This window comes from Corynebacterium lipophiloflavum DSM 44291 (assembly GCF_000159635.1).
Taxonomy (GTDB): Bacteria; Actinomycetota; Actinomycetes; order Mycobacteriales; family Mycobacteriaceae; genus Corynebacterium; species Corynebacterium lipophiloflavum.
Window position 1 is genome coordinate 137,761 of the sequence record NZ_GG667196.1, and the last position, 23,736, is coordinate 161,496.

Consider the following 23,736-nt stretch of genomic DNA (forward strand, 5'->3'; position numbering starts at 1 on the left):
AAGCGCCTACGCGCTGCCGTGGATGAGCGTCAGCCCTCGCTTCGGCGTCTCGTGCAACGTCCCGGAAAGCAGGCTTCTCGCCTCGCGCGCCGAAACGTGCGTCGGTTCGACTAAGAACTGCCGGTAATGCTGCAAGTCGGTCAACCCCGCGGCCTCAACGACCGCGGTCTCCGGCACGCCCTTTTTGACTTGGTTGACAAGCCACGTCGTCCGCGCCCGGGCCATGTCGAGCACGGTGCCCCGGTGCGGAGAGCGTTTCGTAAACGTCGCAACGGTGCCCGAGTCGGCGGTCGTCCGCAGTGGCCGAAACAGCCACTCTGTACGGCTTGCTGCATTCTCGACGGCTTTAGCGACAACACCTGCCCACTCGCGCTCGACAGGTACGAACCGCTTGTCTGCCCCGCGGTAGCCCCACGGAAAGACCACGGTGCCTTCTGCGTCGGTCTCCACGTCGCCGGCCGTGAGGTTTGCGACCTCGCCGGAGCGAAGCCCTGTGCCAAGTGCGAGTGCGAGCAGCAGGTTCGCCTGCTGACGGCGAGACTCGGTGTGCTCAGCGTCAGCCCAGGTCTTTACGCCAAGCACTTCTGCTTCGGTGTACGGTGCGGCCTTCGACTCGTTGCCGTACTCGGGACGCTGACGCGGTCCGTCGAAGTTCGGGTTGACCTGTTTGGCAATGCGGCGCAGCGTCGCCCGTGACGTGCCGCGGACGTGCGTTGCAGCGGTGTCGAGCTCCTGGTGGCAAAATGCGTTGATAGCACCCTCGCTGAACACGGCTGCAACGCTGACGTCTCGCCCAGCGTTGAACACATGCACCGCGAGACGGGTCACGAGACGAAGGGCGTTTCGGCACTGGTCAGCCGACCAGTCGGCACTGGCGACAGCGGCGACGTGCTCGCGCACGAACGGTGCGACAACGTCCCACTCGTGGGGTTCGACAACTTTCGGGGTGTAGGCCGCAATGACCTGGTGAGGGTTATTGCGAGTGGTTGTGGTGGGCATATTCGCTTGTCCTTGTCCGCCCACACGCAAGGTGGTGGTGGCGTGGGCTACTCCTATGGTGGAAAGAGCTAGCCCCAGTGTGTGCAAATTTGCACACGACGTCAAGGTCCACAGCGTGCAAACATGCACACACCAGTGGCTCGTGTCCGAACGTTCTGCCTGGGCAAACACCGCAATTTCGCAGGTCAACATGTCTACCACCCCCGACGGCCCGTACCGGGGTTCGGTCCGCGAGCAAAGTCAGTAAGACGACCCTCTTCGGGGGCAGGCAGTTTGCTCGAAATTGAGCGGGGTGCCTGCTTGTGTCGGTGGGCGTCCAAAGAAGCAACGGCGGTCTGTGGCTCTGGTGTCTCGGTTTCACGCTCCGGTTCGGCCTCGTCCGTGTTGTTGCTGGCCGTGCCGGGAAGCGTCACGACCACTGCGTCGGAGACCGGGGCGGAACCGGTGCCTTCCTCCACGTCAGCCACAGGTGCGGCCTCAGACAACCGCAGCGCCGGCCAGTCTCGAAGCGGGTCTGCCAAAACGTCGAGCCTGTCGGCAAGCGTGTCGGGTGTGGCCGGGTCAAGACGCGCGGTTTTCTCAAGGCGACGAAAGCTCTTGAGGTCAGTGCCCACCGCGGCCGCCGCAGTCTCACGCGGTAAGTGGCGCACCACCTCACGCACCCACGTCGCACGCAACCTGTCGAGTTCGACCCTGAACGAACGATTCAGGTTCAACCGTTTCGTAATTTCGCGAACGTCGCTCTCTGCGCCACCGAGCAGCAACTCGTCGGGGTCACGCTTTTGCGCCACTTCCCACACACTTCGAGCAAGCGCCGCCGCCACCGGAATGGCGGGCGCCGCGCCCTCAGCGACACGGTGCGGTACCGCAACCCACACCACGCCGTTTAAGTCGAGGGTGACGTCACGGGCTTTGACCAGAGCAACCTCCTGGCCAATGCCGGCCCCTAAGCCGAGGCCGACAATAACGGCCGCCCGCTCCCGGCGAAGCTCGGTGGACTGTGAAACGACCCAGTGGTGCAGGCGCTGCCAGTCGTTCGGCTCGTACGGCTGTGCCGGCGGCTTTTCGATGTCCCGTCGGTGGTACAACGACAACTCCTGGCCGTTGAGCGCCTCGCGCACGAGCCGGTAGAGGTAGGCTTCTTGAGAAACCGAGTTCCTCGACTTTAAGGTTGCGAGTATCGCTGAGACGTTCGCGTCGCTGAGCACCGAGTCAACGGTGAGCGCACGCCCGGAGTTGAACGCCCTCGCGGAGGCTCGGGTCAGCACACGCAGTACACCACGAACGTCGACGCTCGACTTCTGGTCCGCAACGAACACCTTCGACCCGGTTTCCGACTCGACAGTCGCCTTCTTCGCGGTCTCGCGGACGAAGTGAGCAATGTGTTCCCAAGCGCCGTTGTCGGTGCCTTGAGGGGCGTAGTTTTCAATACGGCGCAAGACTTCTTCGCGCTGCTGGTTGGTCAGTGTCAAGCTGCACCGCCTCGGGTCTCGGGACGGTCCTCGCCACGGGTGGACGGGGCGGGGTGCGCGGCGGAAGTGGACGTGACACCGAAGCCGGTACCCCCGCCTAATGCTTGCACTACGGTTCGCTGCATTTGGGCTGTAGCGTGGCAGGCATGGCCCAGTTCCCTCCACCGCGACGCGCATACGAGACGTGGCCCGACGTGGACGTCGAGACGGTGCCCGAGGTCTACCGCAAGGCTTGGGCGCTGCGGGACAACCTCGTGAAAACGGTCGAGTACTACGTTGCCGAGGGTTGGGCGAAGAACAGGTCCGACTTCGCCCGCAGGTGCGGGTTGCACCCCTCTGTGCTCTCGCGCTGGGTCACAGGTGACGTGTGGCCGTCTGCCGACACCGTTGCCGCCGTCGAGGCCGCGGTTCACATGCCAATGTGGCCGTACCAGAAGGCTCCGTCGCACAGGGGTTTGAAGTCGAAGGGCGGGTATGACTACCCGTAAGCCGTGCGACTGTGTGCTGGTGAACGTTTCGTTGTTTCGCATGGCTAAAACGCTCGCACACTCGCAAAAGTACACCCCCTGGCAAGCGCAAGTCGTTCCGATTCGATGTGTCGACGTGGGTGGCCGAAACGACGTCGACGGGAGTGGTGGAAGCGTGTGCATGTTTGCACACGCGGATTACCCCGTCCGGGGGTAGTTGATTGACCTATTCCGGGGGTGTTATGCGTGATTGCTTATATGGCGGCAGTACGAACTTTTTGGTGTCGAAAACAGGTTCGCCGTATAGGACGTTTTGTCGGGCCAGTGTCGTTGCCCCGGCTACTCTGATAAGCGACGAAAACACACCCGACTAGCGCTAAGGAGACACAGTTGGGCAGACAACAACGCCTTGAGCTGACCTGGACAAACAAAGACAAGGCACTCATTCCTACCGAGCAAGGACGTTATGGCTACACCTGGGTTGACCCGCGGGACCCGAGGTATTGCGAAACGAGGGTGCTAACGGTTGACGAGACGGTGGCCGGGACGAGGTCGGACAAGGAGGAAGGCACCACCTACTCCGAGCGAGCCGACCTAGAACCGCAGTCAGACAACCTGCTCATTCTGGGCGAGTCCGGCGACGTGCTGGAGGCACTCACGCGAATGCCCGAGTGGTCCGAGAAGTACGTCGGCAAGGTCAAGTGCATTTACATTGACCCGCCGTTCAACACAGCGCAGACCTTCGCCAACTACGAGGACAACCTGGAACACTCCGTCTGGCTCACCATGATGCGAGACCGACTGCTTCACATGCGGGACCTTCTGTCCGAGGACGGCTCGATTTGGGTCCACCTTGACGATGTAGAGAACCACCGGATGAGGGTGCTGCTCGATGAGGTGTTCGGGGCGGGGAATTTCCTGGCCGAAATCACTTGGAAGAAGGGCGCTCAGGTCCGCAATAATTCTGGCGACTTCTCGTCGGATAGCGACTTCATCACGGTGTATGCAAAGGATCGCACCGAATTTGATTTGAACAAACTCGAAGCAACCTCCGAGATGCTCGGTAGATACCGCCAGGACGACGGTGACCTAAACCTCTGGCAGTCCATTGGCAGTGCCGCAGCCCACTCAGTATCGCGGCGTCAGCACCCAAGTGTTTACGGCATTCAACACCCTGTTACTGGTGAGATGATGTATCCCCCGAGCAACTCAAACTGGAGGTATGCCCAAGAGAAGATGCTGAGTAGCCTTCGCGAATGGGCTCCCTATGAGCTGGGAGAAGTTACGGACGAGGAACTCACGGAACGAGCTCGTGTGGAGGGGCCGTCCATCGAGCTACGGACAGATGTTCGTCCGTTGGTCATTCCAAACTGGTCCGAAGAGGTCGCAAACCAAGCTCTTGCTCGTCACAAGGAGGGGTGCTGGCCCGACGTATTCTTCACCAAGGGCGGCTACGGTGGACTCCGAGTTAAGGGACGAGTGCCGGAAGACTTTGGATCTACTCCGCGAACCATTTGGGATGACGTTGGGTTTAACGACACGGCGAAGCGTGAATTGCAGGCTATTTTTCCCAGGATTAAGGCGTTTGACACCCCTAAACCTGAACGCCTTTTGGAGCGCATCATCCACATCGCAACGAACCCCGGCGACATTGTTCTCGACGTGTTCGCCGGTTCGGGAACCACCGCGGCCGTCGCCCAGAAAATGGGCCGCCGCTGGGTGACCTGCGAGCTCGTAGAAGACACGTTCAACCGCTTTACCCGCCCGCGCCTGGAGAAGGTTGTCAACAACGAAGACCAGGGTGGTATCACCCTCCAGAAGGAGGAGCGAGCCGACGCTACCGAGGACGGTTTGCCCGAGGGACTTACCCCGGAAGAAGCCCAGAAGTTCACCTCGCTGCTGAATAAGACCATCAAGAACGCCGACGAGCTCAAGAAAAACGCTGCGGTGAAACAACTCAAGTCCATGACCAAGACCAAGCCTGTCAAGGGTGTGGTCAACTGGCGCGGCGGCGGAGGGTTCCAGATCGCCCACCTTGAGCCTGCCTGCTTCGACTACGACCCCGAAGTTGCTCTAACCACGTTGACCGAGCACGCCACCGGTGAGTTGCTCGTGCGTTCTGTGGCCGCACAGCTTCGCTTTGCACTTACCCCGAACGACCTGCACTTCGACGGCAAGCGCGGCCGCGAGCACCTCGTTGTAGTCGAGGGTGTCCTGGACGAGGAGAAGATTGACGAAGTCATGTCTCACCTCCCAGAAGGCCACTCCGTCCTGTTCGCCGCGACCGTGGTCGATGACTTCGCCCGCGAGCATGTCCGCTTGTTCAAGAACGGCTCGCGAGTAGTCCACGTCCCGCTTGAGGTCTTCCCGTATTCCGACGCTGCCGAGGAGGAGAAGTAACCATGGCACAGAAATTGAACCTCTCCTACGACGAAAACCTGGTTGCAGAACTCTCGAACAAGTTCGACCTCCGCGACCCGAACGCCGAAGCGCTTGCCGACTTGGTGAAACGGATCGAGGAGGGCAACTACGACGCTTTAGAACCGCTGGTGCTCAACCTCGCAACGGGTGCTGGCAAGACCTACGTCATGGCCGCGTTTATCGAGTACCTGCGCCGTCAGGGACACCCCAACGTCATGGTGGTCACACCCACCAAGGTCGTCCAGGACAAGACCGTTCTCGACTTCACGGAAGGCTCGCACCGTTACATTGGCGGCTTCGACGTTCCGCCACGGCTTGTCACTCCGGGTGACGTGTCGAACCTTCGAGTCGATAACGTCGCGTCCGACCTGTTTGTGGGCGAAGGTGCCTCTACGCTGTACGTTTTCAATGTTCAGCAGCTTTTCCCGCCTAAGGACGGCGGCAAGAACGTCGCAACGGGAGACGAAGCGGCGCGCCGCAAGACATGGAAGTTCCAGGAGGACTCCGGCGCGCTGGCGCAACGGTTGATCGACACGGAAGACTTGATCATTATCGCCGACGAGTCGCACCTGTTCGGCTCCACCGCGAAGACATTCCGCAAGTCGCTAACTTCGCTGAAACCCGCCGTAACTGTGGGGCTGACGGCCTCGCCGGACAAGGGCGACGACATTGTCTACCACTACCCGCTGTGGCGTGCTATCCAGGACGGTTACGTCAAGCAGCCGGTGCTGGTCTACCGCGAGTCGGGTTACGACTCGGAAGATCGTCAGCTCCAAGACGCTTTGTCACTGTTGGCTATCAAGGAAGAGGCGTACGCGAACTACAGGGCCGCACACCCGAACGGCAAGCAGACCAAGCCGTTGCTGTTCGTGGTCTGCTCCGGCGTGCCGCACGCCACCGAGGTTGCCGATAGGCTTCGCGGACCAGGCTTCGTCAATGACCCGCTCGCGGTGCTCCAGGTGGACAACGAGCACAACGACAACACCACCCAGTCGTTCTTGCGCTACCTCGATACGGACAACTCCCCGGTTCGGGTGATCGTCTCGGTCAACAAGCTGCGAGAAGGTTGGGACACCAAGCGCATCGCGGTGATGTGTACGCTTCGCACGATGGGCTCTGAGGTGCTCACCCAGCAGGTCATGGGCCGGGGACTCCGCCTGCCGTTCGGAGCGCTGACTAGGGTGCCGGCCATTGACGAGCTGGACATTTTGTCGCACGAGTCCTTCGTCAAACTGCTGGAAAGCGAGAACGTCCTCAAGCAGTTCGGTATTGAAGACGCGGTGCGAGAAGATGACGACAAGGAGATCATCACCCCGCCTGGCACGACCAACCCGCCACAGGTGGGCACTGGTGCTGGCACCGGTGCTACGGGTGATACCTCTACCGACACCGGCGAGAAAGGCACCACGGTGCAGCCAGGCGAAGACTCTCGCACCTCTGGTGACGGTCCTGACACCCCAGCAGTTGACCGCACCGTCGGCACCCGAGCACTCACCGACGAAGACGACGTTGCGAAAGGCGTTGAGATATTCACGCCGGTCATCGTCAACATCAACGAGAAATTCGCCGGCACCACCTTCGACTTCCCGTCTTCAACCATGACAAAGACGAAGAAGCAGTTCGAGCTAGTCGATGTCCCGAACTCCGTCATTGTCGAACGCGCGGACAAGGTCACCGACACCGACGAGTACCTGGCCCGCACGAAGATCAGCGTGGCAGACGAGGGCAACAAAATCGAACTCGACAACGACGAGCGCTTCGCTGTACCAAGTTTCAAACAGACTCCTTCCCAAGTCGCCGCGGAACTGATTCGTCGCGTCATGGGTTCCGGAGCGGTTGCCGCAACGGCGGAGAATACGAGCCAACTGAAGCGCCGCATTGTGCCGGCGTTTATGGAGGCGACGAAGATCGAACAGTGGACAGAGAAAGCCAAAGAGTCCGCGGCCCGACACTTGCGCGAGCTCGTTGTCGAGGAGTCCAGGAAGGCGAACGCCCAGACCGGGACCACGGTGTCCATCCACCCGGTTACCCTCCCGATTGACGACTCATTTTCCCTGGATCTCGACAAGAAGATCCTCGACCTGCTCGACCGGCAGGAAGAGAGCGCGGGTAAGGCAGGTTTCAGCACCGCGGAGTACTACGGCACCTGGAAGAAGGGACTGTTCGAGGCCGCACGCTTCGACTCGTTTACCGGCGAATACCGCCTGGCGGCACTACTCGACCTCGACCCGAACGTGGTGTGGTGGAAGCGGATCTACGCCCATGAGGGCGCACGGGTGGCCTACACCCCGCACAACTCGTACGTTCCAGATTTCGTGGTCTTCGACAAGGACGGCACCCACTGGATTGTCGAAGCCAAGGAGAACCGCGGCCGCGACGACGAGCGCGTCCAAGCCAAGCGAGCAGCCGCCGAGCGCGTGGTGCGCCAGCTCGTCGGCATGCCGGAGTATGAGGACCAAACCTGGGGCTACCTCATTGCCTATGAGGACGACATCGCTTCTTCCGATTCGTGGGCCGATCTGCTTGCCGGATCGGTGACGGAGCGGATGCCGAGACTCTAGTAAACGATGTAAACGATGAAGCAGAGGCGTGGCGATGCGCCTTCTTGTGGCGGCCAGGGAAGGGAAGCTATTGGGCGGGCTAGACGTAAAGATTTGTTGGTGGTGCGGTATTAACCCCGCTTCATCACGCGAGCACCGAATTAAACGTTCACGTTTGGAAGCGGAGACTTCCAGCGGAGGGCCCTTGACGTACTTCGCCGCAGGGTTTCGACCAACTACTCTCCGAAGTACAGACGCGCAGGCAGTGAAGTTCGGGAAGACACTGTGCCAGCCTTGCAACTCAACGAGGTCGCAACCGTTCGACGCAGCCTACGACCATTTTGTGGGCTGGACTAAAGCCAACCGTGAACGGCTTCGAACTGTCCCGCACATAGACTGGTCTGAAGTTTTCGCAGAGACGAACTACGACAACCGACACCTTGCGCGTTATTACGTCAAAAACATGTGCTGCCGAATCGTTGACAGTGGTGCAGACGTGCCAAAACAGTTAGTTACATTCCTCGATGATTTAGACGCTGAATCTCCGCTCGGTGTCATCATATACCGAGACTACGGACCCGACGAAGTGACAAGTGACGGCATTCTTTCCGACCCTTTCGCCAGCAGGACGAGCCAAGGAAGTGGAGAGTTACTCGAAAACACCAATGAACCCAGCGCATTCTTTACGATAATCGAAGACGGTTTCATCGGGTGTTTGGTGGGATACTACGCCCCTCCCTACCGCCCGGCGTACCAAGAGAGCATCTCTCGTGGCACGCGGTCACCAATCTACGAGCCGAAACGCCAGCTCATGTGGGCAGCACCGTTATTCAAAGACAAGTGGTTTTTGGAACACGCCATTCAGGAAAAGCAAAGATTGGGTCGTGATCTTTCTGAAGAAGAAGTTCAAGGAATTGCCGATTCCTTTAACTCAATTCCTCCATTTGTTCCACTTGCCATCGAGAGCCCGCCATCCACTGTTGACCCACTTGAATGGCTCACTGCGCAAGTGAGCTTCAACTCAGCTAGTCATCTTGTAGGAGGGTCTGTAAGCAAGTTTGATTTCCCAGTACACGCATCCCGTCCGAAACGGTTTTCTCCCCGCCAAGCGCTCCTTCTGCTCATCCAGCAGGTGCGGAAAGTCCTTATGCGACTCTGACTACGGTGATGGTCTTTCCATCCACCGGAACGCTTAGTTCGAGCTCGGCTCGTCGCATTACCCAGTCGTTCCGGGACGAGGGTGTGCCGGCGCAGTTGAGTAAGACAATTCGTACGGTCTACCCCGTGTAGAAATGCAGAGAGAAACCCGCCACGGTGGGCGAAAGGTTCACCGTGGCGATTTTCTACTAACCGCCCCTGTCGGTGACCGACCAGCGAGTAGAACATGTAGTCGATACTTCCGCACCCGTGTCGAACCCGCCGCTACCCTCGGTGTTGTCCCCTCTCCAAGACAACACAGCCAAGGAGCACAGAATGTCTTTCCCCGCCCCCGACACCATTATTCGAGACTGGCTGAACGAGCGTACCGAAGCAGGCGTTGTCCGCGCCAAGGTCGTCACCGACGTGGCCTACAGCGACGGAGTGCTGACGGTGACAATCGAGCCAGAAAAGTTCGTTGACTTGAGCGCTTGGACCTCATTAAACGAGGGCTACTCCGACTCGCTTGGTGACTTCTACGCCACTGAGCTCGGCTGGACGAACAAGCAGTCTGTCTACCTGCGCGACATGGTCACCGAATTGCGCGTCGTAGACTCCACCGGCACGGTTGTCGAAACGGTGGACACTGCCGCCTACCAGCGGAAGAAGAACCCACAGTTCTAGCAGGACGGCACGGCCAGGCGCTTAAGCCTTACTACTTCCTCCACACCGGAAGCTGCTCCACGCCTGCCTGGTTCAAGCAGTCCCGAACCAGCGACCTCGCGGTGTCAATGAGCGGGGCGTTCGCGGTGACACTTACCTCCGCCTCCACCGGGCTAAAGGACTCCAACGGCAGTGGGTCTTCGGAGAAGTACCTCGGATCTTTCGGCTGCCACAACACCAGCGGCTTGTCTTGGTCCCACTCAACGCTGCAACGCACGGTGTAGTCGGTGTTGCCGGTGACACCTCCGTAGTGGCGAATAAGTGCCAAGAGGTCGCCCACCAAGCACGCAAACGCATGCGTGGGCACAATCTGGTCCCCCGTCGAGTACGTCACCCTGTCCAGCCGCGACAGGACGGTGACAACCCCGTTTTCGTGCAGCTCGACATACGCCAACAGTTCTTGCGTGTCGTACTGCTTTCCCGAAAACGTCCAACACTTCATGCCCTTGCGGTAATTCGAGGCAGTCACCGGAGACACTGAGCCCCGGTAGTCGTGGCGCAGCGGGTCGTCATAAGCGGCAAACCTTGCCATAGTCGCGTCACGCTCAGTAACGTCGCCGTTTCTTGCCGGGTACGTCGGCACCGCAACACCGACACCCCAAAAGCCGTCACTAGACCGCTTCGCGGCCACCTTGCTATACACCTCGTCTACTTCACGAGACGAGGCTTCTTCCCGTTGAAACCGCAGCCTGTACAGGTTCGCAATTTCAGGCTCACTCAACCACTCGGAGTGGCTCCCGTTACGAGTCGGCGCAGCGAGCACCGTGGCGTTTTTCTTTTCGGTGAAGTACATATGCGGCACTTGCTGACTCGCCGGCACTACGACAACGAATGCTTCGTGTTCAGGGTGCTCGACCCAGTGGAACTCCACGCCCCGCAACGGTGGTGAGATGTAGGCGGTGGCAACGGTCAAATACGACTGTTCCAGTCCAGAGGAGTACTCACCGGCACTGACCCTTTTACCGGCGTGGTCTTTCTTGTCGGGCAGCTCGCCCACGCCGTAGACAATGACCCCACCGCCGCTGTTCGCCATAGCGCACAAGTCTTTCTTCACGTCGCTTTCAGGCCGAGTCGGCTTGCTGTCGATCTTTTCCTTGAAGTCGAGGTCTTGCCGCTCCGCAGTGCGCTCCGCGACCAGTCGGTCGAGCATCTCGTTTGTGAACTCGTCGGTGGGCGCTATTCCAAGGGCGGAGTGCAAAGCGGTGAACATAGGTGCCATTGTACGAAGCGGTTTCGGCGGTTTCCCGACCCCCGCCTCGTACCCCGCTCCGAGCCGGCAGACGCTCCGGCAAACGTGTCGGACTCCGAAGCGTGAGGACGTGCCCGTCTCGGCAACCGGGTCGAATACCGCAACGGGCTTTCGAAGCGAACCCCACCGGACACCGAGACGAGCCTCGGGACGAAGTCCGCGGCGCCCCCCGCTACGATACGCTCGCCCGGTCCGGCAAACGAGACGGGGTCCGGGTCGGGAGTCTGCGGGGAGGGCGGTGGGCGGGACGTCTTTGGGGCTACTGCGAACCAGTCGCAGCGGTTGGCGGTACGGGTTTCGAGGCGGGGTGCGTAAGGAAGCGACGGAAAGTGTGTAAGCCGCCGTGTAAGCGGCGGCGGAGCTAAAGGTTGGGGAGTTTACTGAATGTCCCGCCGCCCCCTACTCCACCTCGGAAATCGCCTCGACGATCCCCTTGAGCTTCGCGTCGCGCACCTCGGAGCGCTTGGTAAAGGAGTCGGTGTCGTTCCCGTAGGCCTCGTTGACCTGCGCGATCACGCCGTCGAGGTTGTCCATGTCCGGCTCTCCGGCGGGCATGGACTTTTCCCAGCCGCGGAAAAATGGTGTCGAAGAGCTTGGTGATGCCATCTGGCCCGCCGCCGAGGCGGTTGGCCTCGAAGGGACCCACCGCCGCGTAGCGCAGGCCCAGCGAGTTGCGCACGATGCGGTCGAAGTTCTCCACATCGACCACGCCCTCCTGGATCAGGTAGATCGCCTCCATCATGATGGCCTTCTGGATGCGGTTGCCCACGAAGCCGGGGATCTCCTTGTTCAGCCGCGAGGGATCGAAACCGATCCCTCGGTAAACCTCCATCGCCCGGTCGACGGTCTCCGTCGAGGTCTTAGGGCTCGGCACGATCTCGAGGACCGGCATGAGGTCCGGCGGGGTGAACGGGTGGCCGACGATAATACGGTCGGCCGCGGGGTTACCCTCCGCGATTTTCGACGGCAGGAGCGCCGAGGAGGAAGACGCCAAAATCGCGTTCTCCGGCGCGAACTCGGCAAACTGGCGGAAGATGTCGTTCTTGAAATCGATCTTCTCCGGCCCGGCCTCCTGGACAAAGTCCACGCCGTCGAGTGCGGTTTCCAGGTCGGTGAAGAATTCGCCCTTCTCGCCCAGGCGCTTGGCCACGTCCTCGCCAACCTCCGGGCGGACGTCGACGACGCGGACCGCCCACCCGTGTTCGGCGAAGCGCTCGGCGAAGGACATGCCGATCAAACCGCCGCCGAAAATCATTGCTGTGCTCATCTTTTACTCCTTGTAGCTGTTTCCCGTGTTTTTTGGGTACGACTCCGACGCTACGCCTTTTCCCTCAGTCCGTTGCCGGAGCTGGAGGAGGTGTCCGATAGGCTGTACAGAATTTTCCCAGGTTCCAAGGAGCACTATGACCGGCTTACCGTTGATGGGCGTGTTCGTCCTCTCGATCATCTTCCTCATCCTGATGATCTCGAAGTGGAAGATCCACCCCTTCCTCTCCCTTCTTTTTGTGTCGCTCGTCTTCGGCCTGATCGGCGGGATTCCGCTGCTCGACGTCAAAGACGCCGACGGTACGCTGGTCACCCCGGGCATCGCGTCGGTAATCGGGGACGGCTTCGCGGCCACGTTCAAGTCCTTCGGTCTCGTCGTCATCTTCGGCACGCTCATTGGCTTCATCCTGGAAAAGACCGGTGCGGCTTTTCAGCTTGCCGACGCCATCGTGCGCGTAATCGGCACAAAGCACCCCGTGCTCGCCATCCAGCTCATGGGCTGGGTGGTGTGCATCCCGGTGTTCTCCGACTCAGGGTTCGTGATTCTCAACCCTGTGCGCAGGGCGCTGGCGCAGCGCACCGGCGCCTCGCCGGCCACCATGGCGATCGCCCTGTCCGCTGGTCTGTTCACCTCCCACGTGTTCATCCCGCCAACGCCCGGACCGCTCGCGTCGGCGTCGAACCTCGGTTTGGACACCAACCTGCTGCTCGTCATGGCACTCGGCGCGCTCGTGTCCATCCCCGTCATGGTCGCCGCCTACTTCTACTCCGTCTGGATCGGCCCGTCGCTTCACACCCCGGAGACGGAAGCGGTCCCGGACACCGATGTCGAAGCCGCCTACAACGAGCTGAAGAACTCCTACACTCGGCTGCCATCGACGGCTTTGTCCCTCGCCCAGATCCTCGTGCCCATTCTGCTCATTGCCGCCGGGTCGATCACCTCCGCGGCAGGTGTCGGCGGATGGTTCGGCCGCGCGGTCGTCTTCGCCGGCACCCCGGTGATTGCGCTCGCTATCGGATTCTTGTTTGCCGTGCTCCTGGTCGCGGAGACCCACATGATGGACCGCTTCTACACCTTCGTCGAAGACGGACTGCGCACGGTCGGGCCGATCATCCTCATCACCGCCGCCAGCGGCGTGCTCGGCCGGGTCATCTCCTCGACCGACGTGGTGGACTTCATCTCCAACAACGCGACCCAGCTGGCCAGCCTCGGGCTTTTCTTCCCCTTCCTCATCACCGCATTGTTCAAGACAGCCCAGGGTTCAGCCACGGTTGCAATGGTCACCACTTCAAGCCTGGTCGCGCCGCTTCTGCCGACCCTCGGGCTGGAAACCCCCGTGCAGGTCGGCCTCGCTGTGTTGGCCATCTCCGCCAGTTCGCTCGTCGTCTCCCACGCCAACGACAGCCACTTCTGGGTGGTGACGAACTTCTCCAAGATGACACCGCAGCAGGCGTACCGCTCCCAGACCGCGGTGACCGGGGTGATGGGGTGCACCGCCATGGTCTTCATCTGGATACTTGGGCTCTTCCTCGTCTAGTGTTGAAGCCCTATGACTGGCTACCTCACCCCCACCAATAAGGTCCGCGTTTCCGATCTCAAGGAAAGAAAGGCGCGGCGTGAGCCCTGGGCGATGCTCACCGCCTACGACTACTCCACGGCCCGTGTTTTCGCCGAGGCCGGAATCGAGTGCATGCTGGTGGGAGACTCCGCCGCCAACGTCGTCTTCGGCTACGACACCACCAACAAGGTCTCCCTCGATGAGATGGCCTACCTCGGCGCGGCCGTCGTGCGCGGGGCCGGCAACGCGCTAGTGGTGGTGGATCTTCCCTTCGGCACCTACGAAGCCAGCGACGAGCAGGCCGTGTTGAGCGCCACTGAGTTGATCCACCGCACCGGGGCACACATGGTCAAGCTCGAGGGCGGCGTGCGCGTCGCCCCGCGGATCCGGGCGCTGAAAAATGCCGGGCTGGCGGTGTGCGCCCACGTCGGGTTCACTCCGCAGTCGGTGGATAACCTGGGCGGGTTTAAGGTGCAGGGCCGTAATGCGGGTGCCGAGGCTCTGCGCGCAGATACCCAGGCCGTCGTCGACGCCGGAGCCGACATGGTGGTCTTCGAGATGGTCCCGGCAGAGCTGGCGGCGGACATCACGCGCCAGTGCCCGATTCCCACCATCGGCATCGGCGCGGGCGCGGGGACCGATGCGCAGGTGTTGGTGTGGCACGACATGGCCGATCTTCCTGCGGGCAATCGGCGCCCGAAGTTCGTGCGGCAGTTCGGCCAGGCCGGAGCGGAGCTCGGCCAGGCCGCGGCGGCGTACAAGAAGGCCGTGCACGAGGGCTCCTTCCCCGCCGCCGAGCACTGCTTCTAGTCGACGTTCACCTCAGCGTTGTCGATCAGCCGGGTCGTGCCCACGCGCGCTGCCACCAGCAGGCGGGCGGGCCCGCTGTAGCCGGCGGGGATCTCCTCAAGCTCGGGTGTCGTCAGCGCCAGGTAGTCGAGGGCGACACCCGGGGAGGCGTCGAGAAGCGAGCGGGCGGCGCTGAGTTCCCCTGTCGCGAGCGCGCGCGAGAGTACCTCGGCGGCGCTGGCCTGTTCAGCTGAGAGGTAGCGGTTTCGCGAGGACATTGCCAGGCCGGTCTCTTCCCGCACGATGGGGCAACCGTGGACGCGCACCGGCATGTTGAGGTCGGCGACCATCTGCCGGATGAGAACGAGCTGCTGGTAGTCCTTCTCCCCGAAGAACGCATCCGTGGCGCGGGTGAGGGAAAACAGCTTCGCCACCACGGTGAGCACGCCCGCGAAGTGCGTCGGCCGCGACGCACCCTCAAGAATCTTTCCTGCCGGACCCGGGTGGATCGTCGTGCGCGGGCCGGCCGGGTACATCGTGGCAACCGACGGGGCGAACACCGCATCGACACCCTCGCTCTCGAGCAGTGCGACATCGGCGCTAAGCGTGCGCGGGTAGGCGTCGAGATCCTCGCCCGGCGCGAACTGCAACGGGTTGACAAAAATGCTCACCACCACCGGTGAGCCGGTTTCCCGTGCCGCGCGGACCAACGACAGATGCCCCTCATGCAGCGCACCCATGGTGGGCACGAGGGCGAGCGTGCGGGGGTGGCCGATGGCGGCTTCAAGCTCTGCGGGTGTATGAACGAGTTCGGTCATGTTTGAAAAATCTATCGTGGCAGAGCAAAGGAGTCACACTATGGACGCCTATCACGTCGACTACGACTGGGCGTGGGGCACAAAATGCCCGGGAGACCTGGTCACGCTGCGCGCCCACCTGGAGTTTCCCGACCCCGCCACGGCGAAGCGGGCGGTGGCGGAGTTCTTCGACAACCTCATGGCCGTCCACGGTTTCCACGGGGCCGGCGGCTGGGCGGCTAAGGAGGTCACACCCGCGCCCGGCCCGACGCTGCGCGTGATCGACTTCACCGCAGGAGGCGAGGATGTTGCCGACGCTATCGGTTACGCCGCCGAGGACGCGGTCGAGCAATTCAGCACCTTCCCGGACGCTACCGTGCGCTGGGAGCACATGCCCTACTGAACAACGGCGCCCTTGGGCGTCAAGCGCACCGACTCGAAGGCCACGGGGAAATGCACGTTCGCGTCTTGGGCGGCGAGGAACTCGCGCGACTTGGCCACGTTGTCCGCCGGAACCGGCAGCGGCTTGAACGGCTTCGACAGCGAGTGACCGAAGTGGTCCCAATGGACGGGGATGACCAGCTCCGGCTCCAGCTGCTCGACGGTGTGGCGCCAGTACTCGCTTCGAAAGTCGTCCGACTGGCGGCCGAGCGCACCGATACCGAGGTAGACCACCCGGGCTTTGAGCCCGTCGAGGAAACCCGGGATGTAGTTCGCGCTCGGCAGGACCACTATATTGCCCTCGGGGTGGCTGAAGTGAAAGACGAAGCAGCCACCGTCTTTGAACTTCAGCGTGTGGCACGGGGAGCCGAGTCGGTCGCGGATGAAGCCTGGGGCGATGTTTCCGGGGCTGTGCGGGGCCTCGATGACGCGCACGGTGAACGCTCCGACTGCGATGTCGTCGCCGTCGGCGATCAGGGCCATCTGCGAATCGGCCAGGCCCTCTCCCCTGCCGTAGTTCAGCGTCGACTCCGAGCCGTACATTGTCCCGCCCACCTTTTTGACGACGGCGGGTGCGTCCATGAGGTGGTCGTGGTGCGAGTGCGCGACAAAGAGGGCATCGAGCTTGTCGACGCCGCCTTTACCCAGCGCCGCGTCGATCTCGCTGTCGTTGGGCTGAAGCCGCCCGACCACGAGGCGGGCGAGCGAGGGGCGCGTGAGGAAGGCGTCGACGAAGACGCTGGTATCGCCGTCTGTGAGGTGCACGCTGGATGTTCCGTAGATCGTGCTAGTAATCATGCCCTCCAATGTTAGCAGCCAGGTGGTATGTTTCAGGAGTAAACTAATGTGACAGTTGTTGTGAAGAACCTGGAGGTTACCATGCCCCTGAACCGTCGCCGCTTTCTCGCAACCGCGGGTCTCGGCACCGCCGCCGCCCTCGGACTGGCACCCACCGCCAAGGCTCAGCGCACCGTGGTGGGCACCGTGCTCGACTACTCCGCGGGCGTGCCCTCGGGGAACTCGATCAAGATCGCCGGCCACCTCGGCGCCGTCCGCTACGTCTCCCAGCCGCGGCCTGAGGCCGCCTGGATGCGGGGCAAACCCGTGTCCTTGGCGGAGACGCTGGACTTCAAGGCCAACGGCCTGGCCACGGCCTCCGTGTACCAGTTCGGCCGCGCGCAAACCGCCGACTGGCTCGGTGGCGCCGCCTCTGCAGCGGTGCACGCGCCGCAGGCCATCGACCTGCACCGTGCAGCAGGCGGGCCGGCGGGCCGGCCGATCTACATCGCGATTGACGACAACCCCACCCGCGCCCAGTACGACAACCAGATCCGCCCCTACCTGCGCGCGTTTTCCGCGGCGTTAAGCGTCGCGGGCTACGCCACGGGCATCTACGGCAACTACAACACCATCGAATGGGCCTTAAGCGACGGCATCGGCACCCACTTCTGGATGCACGACTGGGGCTCCGGCGGCCGCATCCACCCGCGCGCCGCCATCCACCAGGTAGCACGGTGGAAAACCACCATCGATGGCGTGGAGTGCGACATCAACAACGTCTACGCCGCCGACTGGGGCCAGTGGACTCCGGGCCAGGCTGCCGCCCCATCGATACCGGTCGAGCAGCTGCTGCAAAGCTCGCGGCAGCTCTCCTCCCAGCTACCGGCCAACCTGGACCAGGCCATCGCGCAAGCCCAGATGTTCCTGAACCCCTAAGAAGCGCGCAAAAAAGCCCCGTCGAGGCGGGTCTTTTCTGATGCTCAGGCGCGGTGGATCTAGTGGTCGACCGGGGCCTCCACGCCGACACCGGTGAGCGAGCGGACTTCCATCTCGGACTGCAGAGCGTCCATGTTGTCCGGCTTGCCAACGAAGGTGCCAATGATGCCGGCGATAAACGCCAGCGGGATGGACACGATGCCCGGGCTGGTCAACGGGAAGATCGACCAGTCGGCGTTCGGAAACATCGCCGACGGCGCGCCGGACACTGCCGGGGAGAGCACGATGAGCACCAGGGCCGTGATCAGGCCAGTGTACATCGAGGCAACCGCGCCGGTGGTGTTGAAGCGCTTCCAGTACAGGGAGTACAGGATGGTCGGCAGGTTCGCGGACGCCGCAATGGCGAATGCGAGGGAGACCAGGAAGGCGACGTTCTGCGACATCGCGAGGATGCCCAGGACGATGGCGACAACGCCGATGACAACCACAGTGATGCGCGAGACCCGCACCTGCTCGGCCTCCGTGGCGGTGCCGTCGCGAAGCACGGCGTCGTAGATGTCGTGGGCGACCGAGGCGGATGCGGTAATGGCCAGCCCGGCCACGACGGCCAGAACCGTCGCGAAGGCAACCGCGGAGATCAGCGCCATGAAGATGGAGCCGCCGAGCTCGAAGGCGAGCAGCGGCGCCGCCGCGTTCGCCCCGCCCGGGGCTGCCAGGATGCGGTCCGGGCCGACGAGCGCAGCTGCGCCGTAGCCGAGCACCAGGGTGAGCAGGTAGAAGGCACCGATGAGCACGATGGCCCAGGTTACGGACTTGCGTGCCTCCTTAGCGGTGGGCACGGTGTAGAAGCGCATCAGGACGTGCGGCAGGCCGGCGGTGCCGAGCACCAAGGACAGGCCGAGCGAGATGAAGTCGATCTGGCTGGTCAGTGAGGCGCCGTACTTCAGGCCCGGGACCATGATGTCGGTGGCCTCGTAACCCTTCTCCTGAATGTACTCCGAGGCGCCGTGCGCACCAATTGCGTCGGTGAACAGGGTGTTCATACCACCGCGCACTGCGATAAAGACGAGCACGGTCATGATCGCGACACCGCTAATGAGCAGCACGGCCTTGATCATCTGCACGTAGGTGGTGCCCTTCATGCCGCCGATGAGCACGTAGGCGATCATCACGATGCCGACGACGAAGACACACAGTGCCTGCGCCCAGAAGGTGTGCAGGTCAAGCAGTACCGAGACGAGGGAGCCTGCGCCCGCCATCTGCGCGATGAGGTAGAACAGCGAGACGAACAGCGTGCCGAAGGCCGCCGCGACGCGCACGGGCTTCTGGCGCAGGCGGAACGACAGCACGTCGGCCATGGTGAAGCGGCCCACGTTGCGCAGCGGCTCCGCGACGAGCAGCAGGGCGACTAGCCATGCGACGAAGAAGCCGATCGAGTACAGGAACCCGTCGTAGCCGGTCAGCGCGATCGAGCCGACGATGCCGAGGAAGGACGCGGCCGAGAGGTAGTCGCCCGCGATGGCGAGGCCGTTTTGCGTTCCGCTAAAAGAGGCGCCACCGGTGTAGAAGTCCGCGGACTCGGAGGTGGTCTTGCCAGCGCGGGTCACAATGAACATCGTGACGATGATGAAGACAGCGAAGATGGCAATGTTGAGCAGCGGATTGCCCACGCCTTGCGGTTGTGCGGCCTCCTGGGCCAGGTAAGTGGTGTTCATGGTGCCTAGCCCTCCATTACTTCGCGGATGTGAGCCGCGCGCGGCTCAATGTTTTTGTTCGCGTACTTGACGTAGACGTACGTGATGATGAACGTGGTGATGAACTGGGCGATACCCAGCCAGATGCCCACGTTCATCCCGAGGAAGGGCTGTGCCATCGTCTGCGGGAAGAACGTCGCCACGACGACGTAGAAGATGTACCAGACGAAGAAGGCCACAGACACCGGGAAGGTGAAGCCGCGGTAGGATTTACGAAGCTCCTGGAACTCCCCGCTGTTTTGCATGGCGACGAACTCGTCCGGAGTCGGTTCTCTTCGGGTGGGAAATGCGGTGGATCCTTGGGATTGCGACACTGACCCATCCTTTCTGTGCTGCCCACGTGTGGAAACTAACGCTCTCACATGTGTTGGTTATAACTGGACACACAAAATTTATCGGAAGCGCCAAGCTTTTTTGCCAAGTTTACATATGAAAAGCTTCGCTGGATTAGCCCGCTACCCCCACGAAGGTAGTTTTACTGCAGAAACTACCTATCGCCCGTTACCCCCATTCGCACCCGCTAATCGATGTCCCCGGGAAACGTCTTCGGATCCCCCGACATTCTGCCTCCCGCGATGGCGTCCAAGGCCGCGATCTCAGCCTCGTTCAACGCCACGTCGACGGCGCCGAGGTTCTCCACCAGGCGCTGCGGGTTGGCCGTTTTCGGAATCACGGAGCAGCCTTGCTGCATCAGGTAGGCGAGAACCACCTGCGCGGGCGTCGCTCCGTGCGCATCAGCAATCGCACTGATTTGCGGCTCGGAGAAGTTCTCACCGCGCGCCAGCGGCGCCCACGCCTCGGTGCAGATGCCGTGGCTGGAGTGGAAGTCGCGCAACTCGGGCTGCGTAAAGCCCACGTGGAGTTCAACCTGGTTGAGCACCGGGGTTACCCCGGTGGCGGCGATGATCTCGGAGAGCACTTCCGGATAGAAATTGGCCACGCCGGCGGACGTGAGCGACCCGCGCTCCCTCAGCCGCGCGACGCACTCGAAGGCCTGGGTGTAGAGGCCCTGCTGCGGCCACGGCCAATGTACGAGGTAGATGTCGACGTAGTCCAGGCCGAGGCGGCGCAGAGACTCCTCAAAAGCCTCCTCCACGCGATCGTGGTTGTCGTTCCACAGCTTGGTGGTCACGATCAGTTCGTCGCGGGTGACATCGCCGGCCGCGATCGCGTCGTTGATCGCACGTCCGACCTCTTCCTCATTGCCGTAGAGCGCCGCGGTATCGATGTGCCGGTAGCCCAACTCGATCGCGGTGCGGACAATGGTTTCGGCCTCGGCGCCTACCAATTTGTAGGTGCCGAGGCCGATGAGCGGAAGCTCAGTTCCGTCGTTCAGGGTTGTTGCAGGAATGCGCATAACCCCGATTGTGCCAAATTTAGCTGGCTTCGAGCAGATCGATGACAAAGACGAGCGTGCGCCCGGACAGAGGGTGCCCGCCACCGGCCGGCCCGTAGGCCTTCTCCGGCGGGATGGTCAGCTCGCGACGGCCGCCGACCTTCATGCCCGGGATGCCCTCCTGCCAGCCTTCAATGAGCCCCGCCAGGGGAAACTCCGCGGCCTCGCCGCGGTCCCAGGAGGAGTCGAACTCCTCGCCGGTTTCGTAGTCGACGCCCAAGTAGTGCACTCGGACGAAGCCTCCTTCGACGGCCTCGGCACCCTCACCGACAGTGAGGTCCTCGATGACGAGGTCGACTGGTGCCGGTTCGGTCGGAATGGAAATCGTGGGCTTTTCCATAAGTTAAGCAGCTCCTTGTTTAGCGCTGGTCGCGCGGTACGAATTCGCGCTTGGTGGCGCCGGTGTAGATCTGGCGCGGGCGGTTGATCTTGGTGTTCATCGCCAGCTGCTCGCGGTAGTGGGCGATCCAGCCCGGCAGGCGTCCGATGGCGAAGAGCACGGTGAAGAAGTTCGTCTCAAAGCCCATCGCGCGGTAGATCAGGCCGGTGTAGAAGTCGACGTTCGGGTAGAGCTTGCGGGAGATGAAGTAGTCGTCGTTCAGGGCGATCTCCTCAAGCTTCATGGCGAGGTCGAGCAGCTCGTCTCCGCCGAAGTGCTCGAGCACCTCGTGAGCGGTCTCTTTCACGATCGCCGCGCGCGGGTCGTAGTTCTTGTACACGCGGTGGCCGAAGCCCATCAGGCGCACGCCCTTTTCCTTGTTCTTCACGCGGTTCATGAAGTCGGTGGCGTCGCCGTCGTGGTTGTTCTTGATGTCCTCGAGCATCTCGAGCACAGCCTGGTTGGCGCCGCCGTGCAGCGGGCCAGCAAGCGCGTTGATGCCACCGGCGATGGAGACGAACATGTTCGCCTGCGCGGAGCCGATCATGCGGACGGTGGAGGTGGAGCAGTTCTGCTCGTGGTCGGCGTGCAGGATGAGCAGCTTGTCCAGCGCCTTGATCAGGACCGGGTCGACCTCGTAGGGCTCGGTCGGGTAGCCGAACATCATGCGCAGGAAGTTTTCACGCGGGTTCAGGGAGTTGTCCGGGTACATGTACGGCTTACCCTTGGAGGCACGGTAGGCGTACGCCGCGAGCATCGGCACCTTCGCCATGAGGCGCACGGTGGCCTTGTCCAGCTGCTCCTCGTCCAGCGGGTCGAGCTGGTCCTGGTAGTAGGCCGACAGTATGTTGACCGAGGAGGCCAGCACAGCCATCGGGTGTGCGTTGCGCGGGAAGATGTTGAACGCGGCCTTGAAATCCTCGTCCAGCAGGGTGTGGTGGCGCAGCTCGGAGTTGAACTTGTCCAGCTCTTCGGTCGTCGGCAGCTCGCCGTTGATGAGCAGGTAGGACACCTCGTTGAAGGTGGCGTTGTTTGCCAGGTCGGCGATGTCGTAGCCACGGTGACGCAAAATACCCTCGTCACCGTCGATGTAGGTGATCTTCGACTCGGTGGAACCGGTGGATACGTAACCGGGGTCGAACGTTACAAGGCCCGTCTCGCTGAGCAGCTTGCCCAGCTCAAAACCGTCGTTGCCCTCGGTAGCGCGCTTGATTTCCATCTCGTACTCGCCACCCGGGTAGTGGAGCACGACCTTGTCGTTGTTCTCAGTAGCCACTTCAAACCTTTCCTCGTAAGAGTAGATGGGCATCCCATCGAGTCGCACGCGCGACGGTGGGAGCGTTATTCGTAAATTCTAGCAAAGCTTGTGATGCGGGCGACAGGTTTGGCGATTTTGCTCCCCCGGCACAATTGGAGCGCGGCGTGAGGTGAGCGGGGTGCTAGTATTCGACACCACGTAACTCCCTTAAAAGATTGAGGCAGCAATGAGCAACTTACCTACCCTTCCCGCCGAACTTATTCCGGCTGACGGCCGGTTCGGCTGTGGGCCATCGAAGGTGCGTCCCGCACAGCTGGACGCGCTGACCCGCGGTGCCACCTCCATCATCGGCACGTCCCACCGCCAACCCGCGGTCAAGGACGTCGTCGGCGAGGTTCGGGAGGGACTCAGCGAGCTCTTTCGTCTCCCCGAGGGCTACGAAATCGTCCTCTCCCTCGGCGGCGCGACCGCTTTCTGGGACGCAGCAACCTTCGGCGTGATCGAGAACACCTCCGCGCACCTGAGCTTCGGTGAGTTTTCCTCCAAGTTTGCAAAGGCTGCGAAGAAGGCCCCGTGGCTCAACGACCCGCACGTGGTCGAGGCTGAGCCGGGCGACGCCCCCGACCCGCAGGCGCTTTCCGGGGTGGAGGCGGACGTCGTTGCCTGGGCGCACAACGAGACGTCGACGGGCGCCAGCGTGGACGTCGTGCGTCCCGCCAACACCGACGCGCTCGTGCTTATTGACGCCACCTCCGGAGCCGGCGGGTTGCCCGTCGACATGTCCCAGGCCGACATCTACTACTTCTCCCCGCAGAAGTGCTTTGCCTCAGACGGCGGCCTGTGGTTGGCGGCAATGAGCCCGGCCGCGATCGAGCGCATTGAGTCCGTGCATGCCTCAGGCCGCTTCATTCCCGCCTTCCTGGACCTGAAGACCGCGGTGGAGAACTCGCGCAAGAACCAGACCTACAACACCCCGGCCGTGGGCACCTTGCTCATGCTCGCCGACCAGGTTAAATGGATGAACAACAACGGCGGGCTCGACGGCATGGTCAAGCGCACCAACGCGAACGCCGAGGCGCTCTACGGCTGGGCGCAGAGCCACGAGCTGGCCACCCCCTACGTTCAGGACCCGGCGAAGCGCTCGCTCGTGGTCGGCACGATCGACTTCGACGACGCGATCGATGCCGCCGAATTGGCCAAGGCGCTGCGCGCAAACGGCATCGTCGACACGGAGCCGTACCGCAAGCTCGGCCGCAACCAGCTGCGCATTGGCATGTTCCCGGCGATCGACACCGCGGACGTCGAAAAGCTCACTGGTGCGATTGACTACCTGCTCGAGCAGGGCGTCGGTCGCTAAACCCCCTGTGGAAACC

At 62.2% G+C, this 23,736-nt stretch carries 21 protein-coding genes; 10 read left to right on the forward strand and 11 right to left on the reverse strand.

The features are described from left to right. Nucleotides 1-6 precede the first annotated feature (6 nt). A complete protein-coding gene (locus tag HMPREF0298_RS10180; RefSeq protein ID WP_006841097.1) occupies nucleotides 7-999 on the reverse strand; it encodes a tyrosine-type recombinase/integrase in 993 nt (330 codons plus the stop codon). Nucleotides 1,000-1,193: 194 nt separating this feature from the next. Then, a complete protein-coding gene (locus HMPREF0298_RS10185) occupies nucleotides 1,194-2,471 on the reverse strand; it encodes a hypothetical protein (RefSeq protein ID WP_006841098.1) in 1,278 nt (425 codons plus the stop codon). A gap of 146 nt (nucleotides 2,472-2,617) precedes the next feature. Between HMPREF0298_RS10185 and HMPREF0298_RS10190 the strand changes: the two genes are divergently transcribed. The 5 genes from HMPREF0298_RS10190 (at nucleotide 2,618) to HMPREF0298_RS10205 (ending at nucleotide 9,720) form a co-directional block, all read left to right on the forward strand. Beyond that, on the forward strand, nucleotides 2,618-2,959 hold the full coding sequence (locus HMPREF0298_RS10190; RefSeq protein WP_006841099.1) for a helix-turn-helix domain-containing protein: 342 nt from the start codon (nucleotides 2,618-2,620) through the stop codon (nucleotides 2,957-2,959). A 369-nt stretch (nucleotides 2,960-3,328) separates the two neighbouring features. Continuing rightward, complete coding sequence (locus HMPREF0298_RS10195) at nucleotides 3,329-5,338, forward strand: site-specific DNA-methyltransferase (protein WP_040423108.1); 2,010 nt, start codon at nucleotides 3,329-3,331, stop codon at nucleotides 5,336-5,338. Nucleotides 5,339-5,340: 2 nt separating this feature from the next. Then, nucleotides 5,341-7,920, forward strand: coding sequence for a DEAD/DEAH box helicase family protein (locus tag HMPREF0298_RS10200; protein WP_006841101.1), 2,580 nt, complete (start codon nucleotides 5,341-5,343; stop codon nucleotides 7,918-7,920). A 322-nt stretch (nucleotides 7,921-8,242) separates the two neighbouring features. Beyond that, entirely contained in the window at nucleotides 8,243-9,058 is an 816-nt protein-coding gene (locus tag HMPREF0298_RS12300) for a hypothetical protein (RefSeq protein WP_006841102.1), read from the forward strand. Between the two features lie 314 nt (nucleotides 9,059-9,372). Beyond that, nucleotides 9,373-9,720 carry a hypothetical protein gene (locus tag HMPREF0298_RS10205; RefSeq protein WP_006841103.1) on the forward strand — a complete coding sequence of 116 codons (348 nt, stop codon included), beginning with the start codon at nucleotides 9,373-9,375 and terminating at the stop codon, nucleotides 9,718-9,720. 31 nt (nucleotides 9,721-9,751) lie between these two features. On the opposite strand, the gene HMPREF0298_RS10210 is transcribed toward HMPREF0298_RS10205, so the two are convergent. Beyond that, on the reverse strand, nucleotides 9,752-10,969 hold the full coding sequence (locus HMPREF0298_RS10210) for an AlbA family DNA-binding domain-containing protein (RefSeq protein WP_006841104.1): 1,218 nt from the start codon (nucleotides 10,967-10,969) through the stop codon (nucleotides 9,752-9,754). A gap of 400 nt (nucleotides 10,970-11,369) precedes the next feature. Then, the gene (locus tag HMPREF0298_RS10215; protein ID WP_006841105.1) at nucleotides 11,370-12,275 is read right to left on the reverse strand and encodes a 3-hydroxyacyl-CoA dehydrogenase NAD-binding domain-containing protein; all 906 of its coding nucleotides are present in this window, start codon (nucleotides 12,273-12,275) and stop codon (nucleotides 11,370-11,372) included. 136 nt (nucleotides 12,276-12,411) lie between these two features. Between HMPREF0298_RS10215 and HMPREF0298_RS10220 the strand changes: the two genes are divergently transcribed. Continuing rightward, on the forward strand, nucleotides 12,412-13,812 hold the full coding sequence (locus HMPREF0298_RS10220; protein ID WP_006841106.1) for a GntP family permease: 1,401 nt from the start codon (nucleotides 12,412-12,414) through the stop codon (nucleotides 13,810-13,812). Nucleotides 13,813-13,824: 12 nt separating this feature from the next. Continuing rightward, complete coding sequence (gene panB / locus HMPREF0298_RS10225) at nucleotides 13,825-14,643, forward strand: 3-methyl-2-oxobutanoate hydroxymethyltransferase (protein WP_006841107.1); 819 nt, start codon at nucleotides 13,825-13,827, stop codon at nucleotides 14,641-14,643. On the opposite strand, the gene panC is transcribed toward panB, so the two are convergent. Continuing rightward, nucleotides 14,640-15,440, reverse strand: a complete 801-nt coding sequence (panC, locus tag HMPREF0298_RS10230; RefSeq protein ID WP_006841108.1) for a pantoate--beta-alanine ligase — start codon at nucleotides 15,438-15,440, stop codon at nucleotides 14,640-14,642. The genes panB and panC overlap by 4 nt on opposite strands. A gap of 40 nt (nucleotides 15,441-15,480) precedes the next feature. Between panC and HMPREF0298_RS10235 the strand changes: the two genes are divergently transcribed. Further along, nucleotides 15,481-15,822 carry a hypothetical protein gene (locus tag HMPREF0298_RS10235; protein WP_040423110.1) on the forward strand — a complete coding sequence of 114 codons (342 nt, stop codon included), beginning with the start codon at nucleotides 15,481-15,483 and terminating at the stop codon, nucleotides 15,820-15,822. Here HMPREF0298_RS10235 and HMPREF0298_RS10240 read toward each other — a convergent pair. Further along, complete coding sequence (locus tag HMPREF0298_RS10240) at nucleotides 15,816-16,658, reverse strand: MBL fold metallo-hydrolase (RefSeq protein ID WP_006841110.1); 843 nt, start codon at nucleotides 16,656-16,658, stop codon at nucleotides 15,816-15,818. The genes HMPREF0298_RS10235 and HMPREF0298_RS10240 overlap by 7 nt on opposite strands. An 81-nt stretch (nucleotides 16,659-16,739) precedes the next feature. Between HMPREF0298_RS10240 and HMPREF0298_RS10245 the strand changes: the two genes are divergently transcribed. Further along, nucleotides 16,740-17,576: a DUF1906 domain-containing protein gene (locus HMPREF0298_RS10245; RefSeq protein ID WP_040423157.1), complete on the forward strand. Its 837-nt coding sequence runs from the start codon at nucleotides 16,740-16,742 to the stop codon at nucleotides 17,574-17,576. Between the two features lie 59 nt (nucleotides 17,577-17,635). On the opposite strand, the gene HMPREF0298_RS10250 is transcribed toward HMPREF0298_RS10245, so the two are convergent. The 5 genes from HMPREF0298_RS10250 to HMPREF0298_RS10270 form a co-directional block, all read right to left on the reverse strand. Then, nucleotides 17,636-19,291: a solute symporter family protein gene (locus HMPREF0298_RS10250; protein ID WP_006841112.1), complete on the reverse strand. Its 1,656-nt coding sequence runs from the start codon at nucleotides 19,289-19,291 to the stop codon at nucleotides 17,636-17,638. A 5-nt stretch (nucleotides 19,292-19,296) separates the two neighbouring features. Then, nucleotides 19,297-19,575, reverse strand: a complete 279-nt coding sequence (locus tag HMPREF0298_RS10255) for a DUF485 domain-containing protein (protein ID WP_050758424.1) — start codon at nucleotides 19,573-19,575, stop codon at nucleotides 19,297-19,299. A gap of 275 nt (nucleotides 19,576-19,850) precedes the next feature. Then, entirely contained in the window at nucleotides 19,851-20,687 is an 837-nt protein-coding gene (locus HMPREF0298_RS10260) for an aldo/keto reductase (RefSeq protein ID WP_006841114.1), read from the reverse strand. Between the two features lie 19 nt (nucleotides 20,688-20,706). Next, entirely contained in the window at nucleotides 20,707-21,066 is a 360-nt protein-coding gene (locus tag HMPREF0298_RS10265) for an FKBP-type peptidyl-prolyl cis-trans isomerase (RefSeq protein ID WP_006841115.1), read from the reverse strand. A 19-nt stretch (nucleotides 21,067-21,085) separates the two neighbouring features. Continuing rightward, nucleotides 21,086-22,381, reverse strand: coding sequence for a citrate synthase (locus tag HMPREF0298_RS10270; RefSeq protein WP_040423111.1), 1,296 nt, complete (start codon nucleotides 22,379-22,381; stop codon nucleotides 21,086-21,088). A gap of 208 nt (nucleotides 22,382-22,589) precedes the next feature. Between HMPREF0298_RS10270 and serC the strand changes: the two genes are divergently transcribed. After that, nucleotides 22,590-23,720 (forward strand): phosphoserine transaminase, encoded by a 1,131-nt coding sequence (gene serC / locus HMPREF0298_RS10275; RefSeq protein WP_006841117.1) that lies wholly within the window; start codon nucleotides 22,590-22,592, stop codon nucleotides 23,718-23,720. The last annotated feature ends 16 nt before the right edge of the window (nucleotides 23,721-23,736 follow it).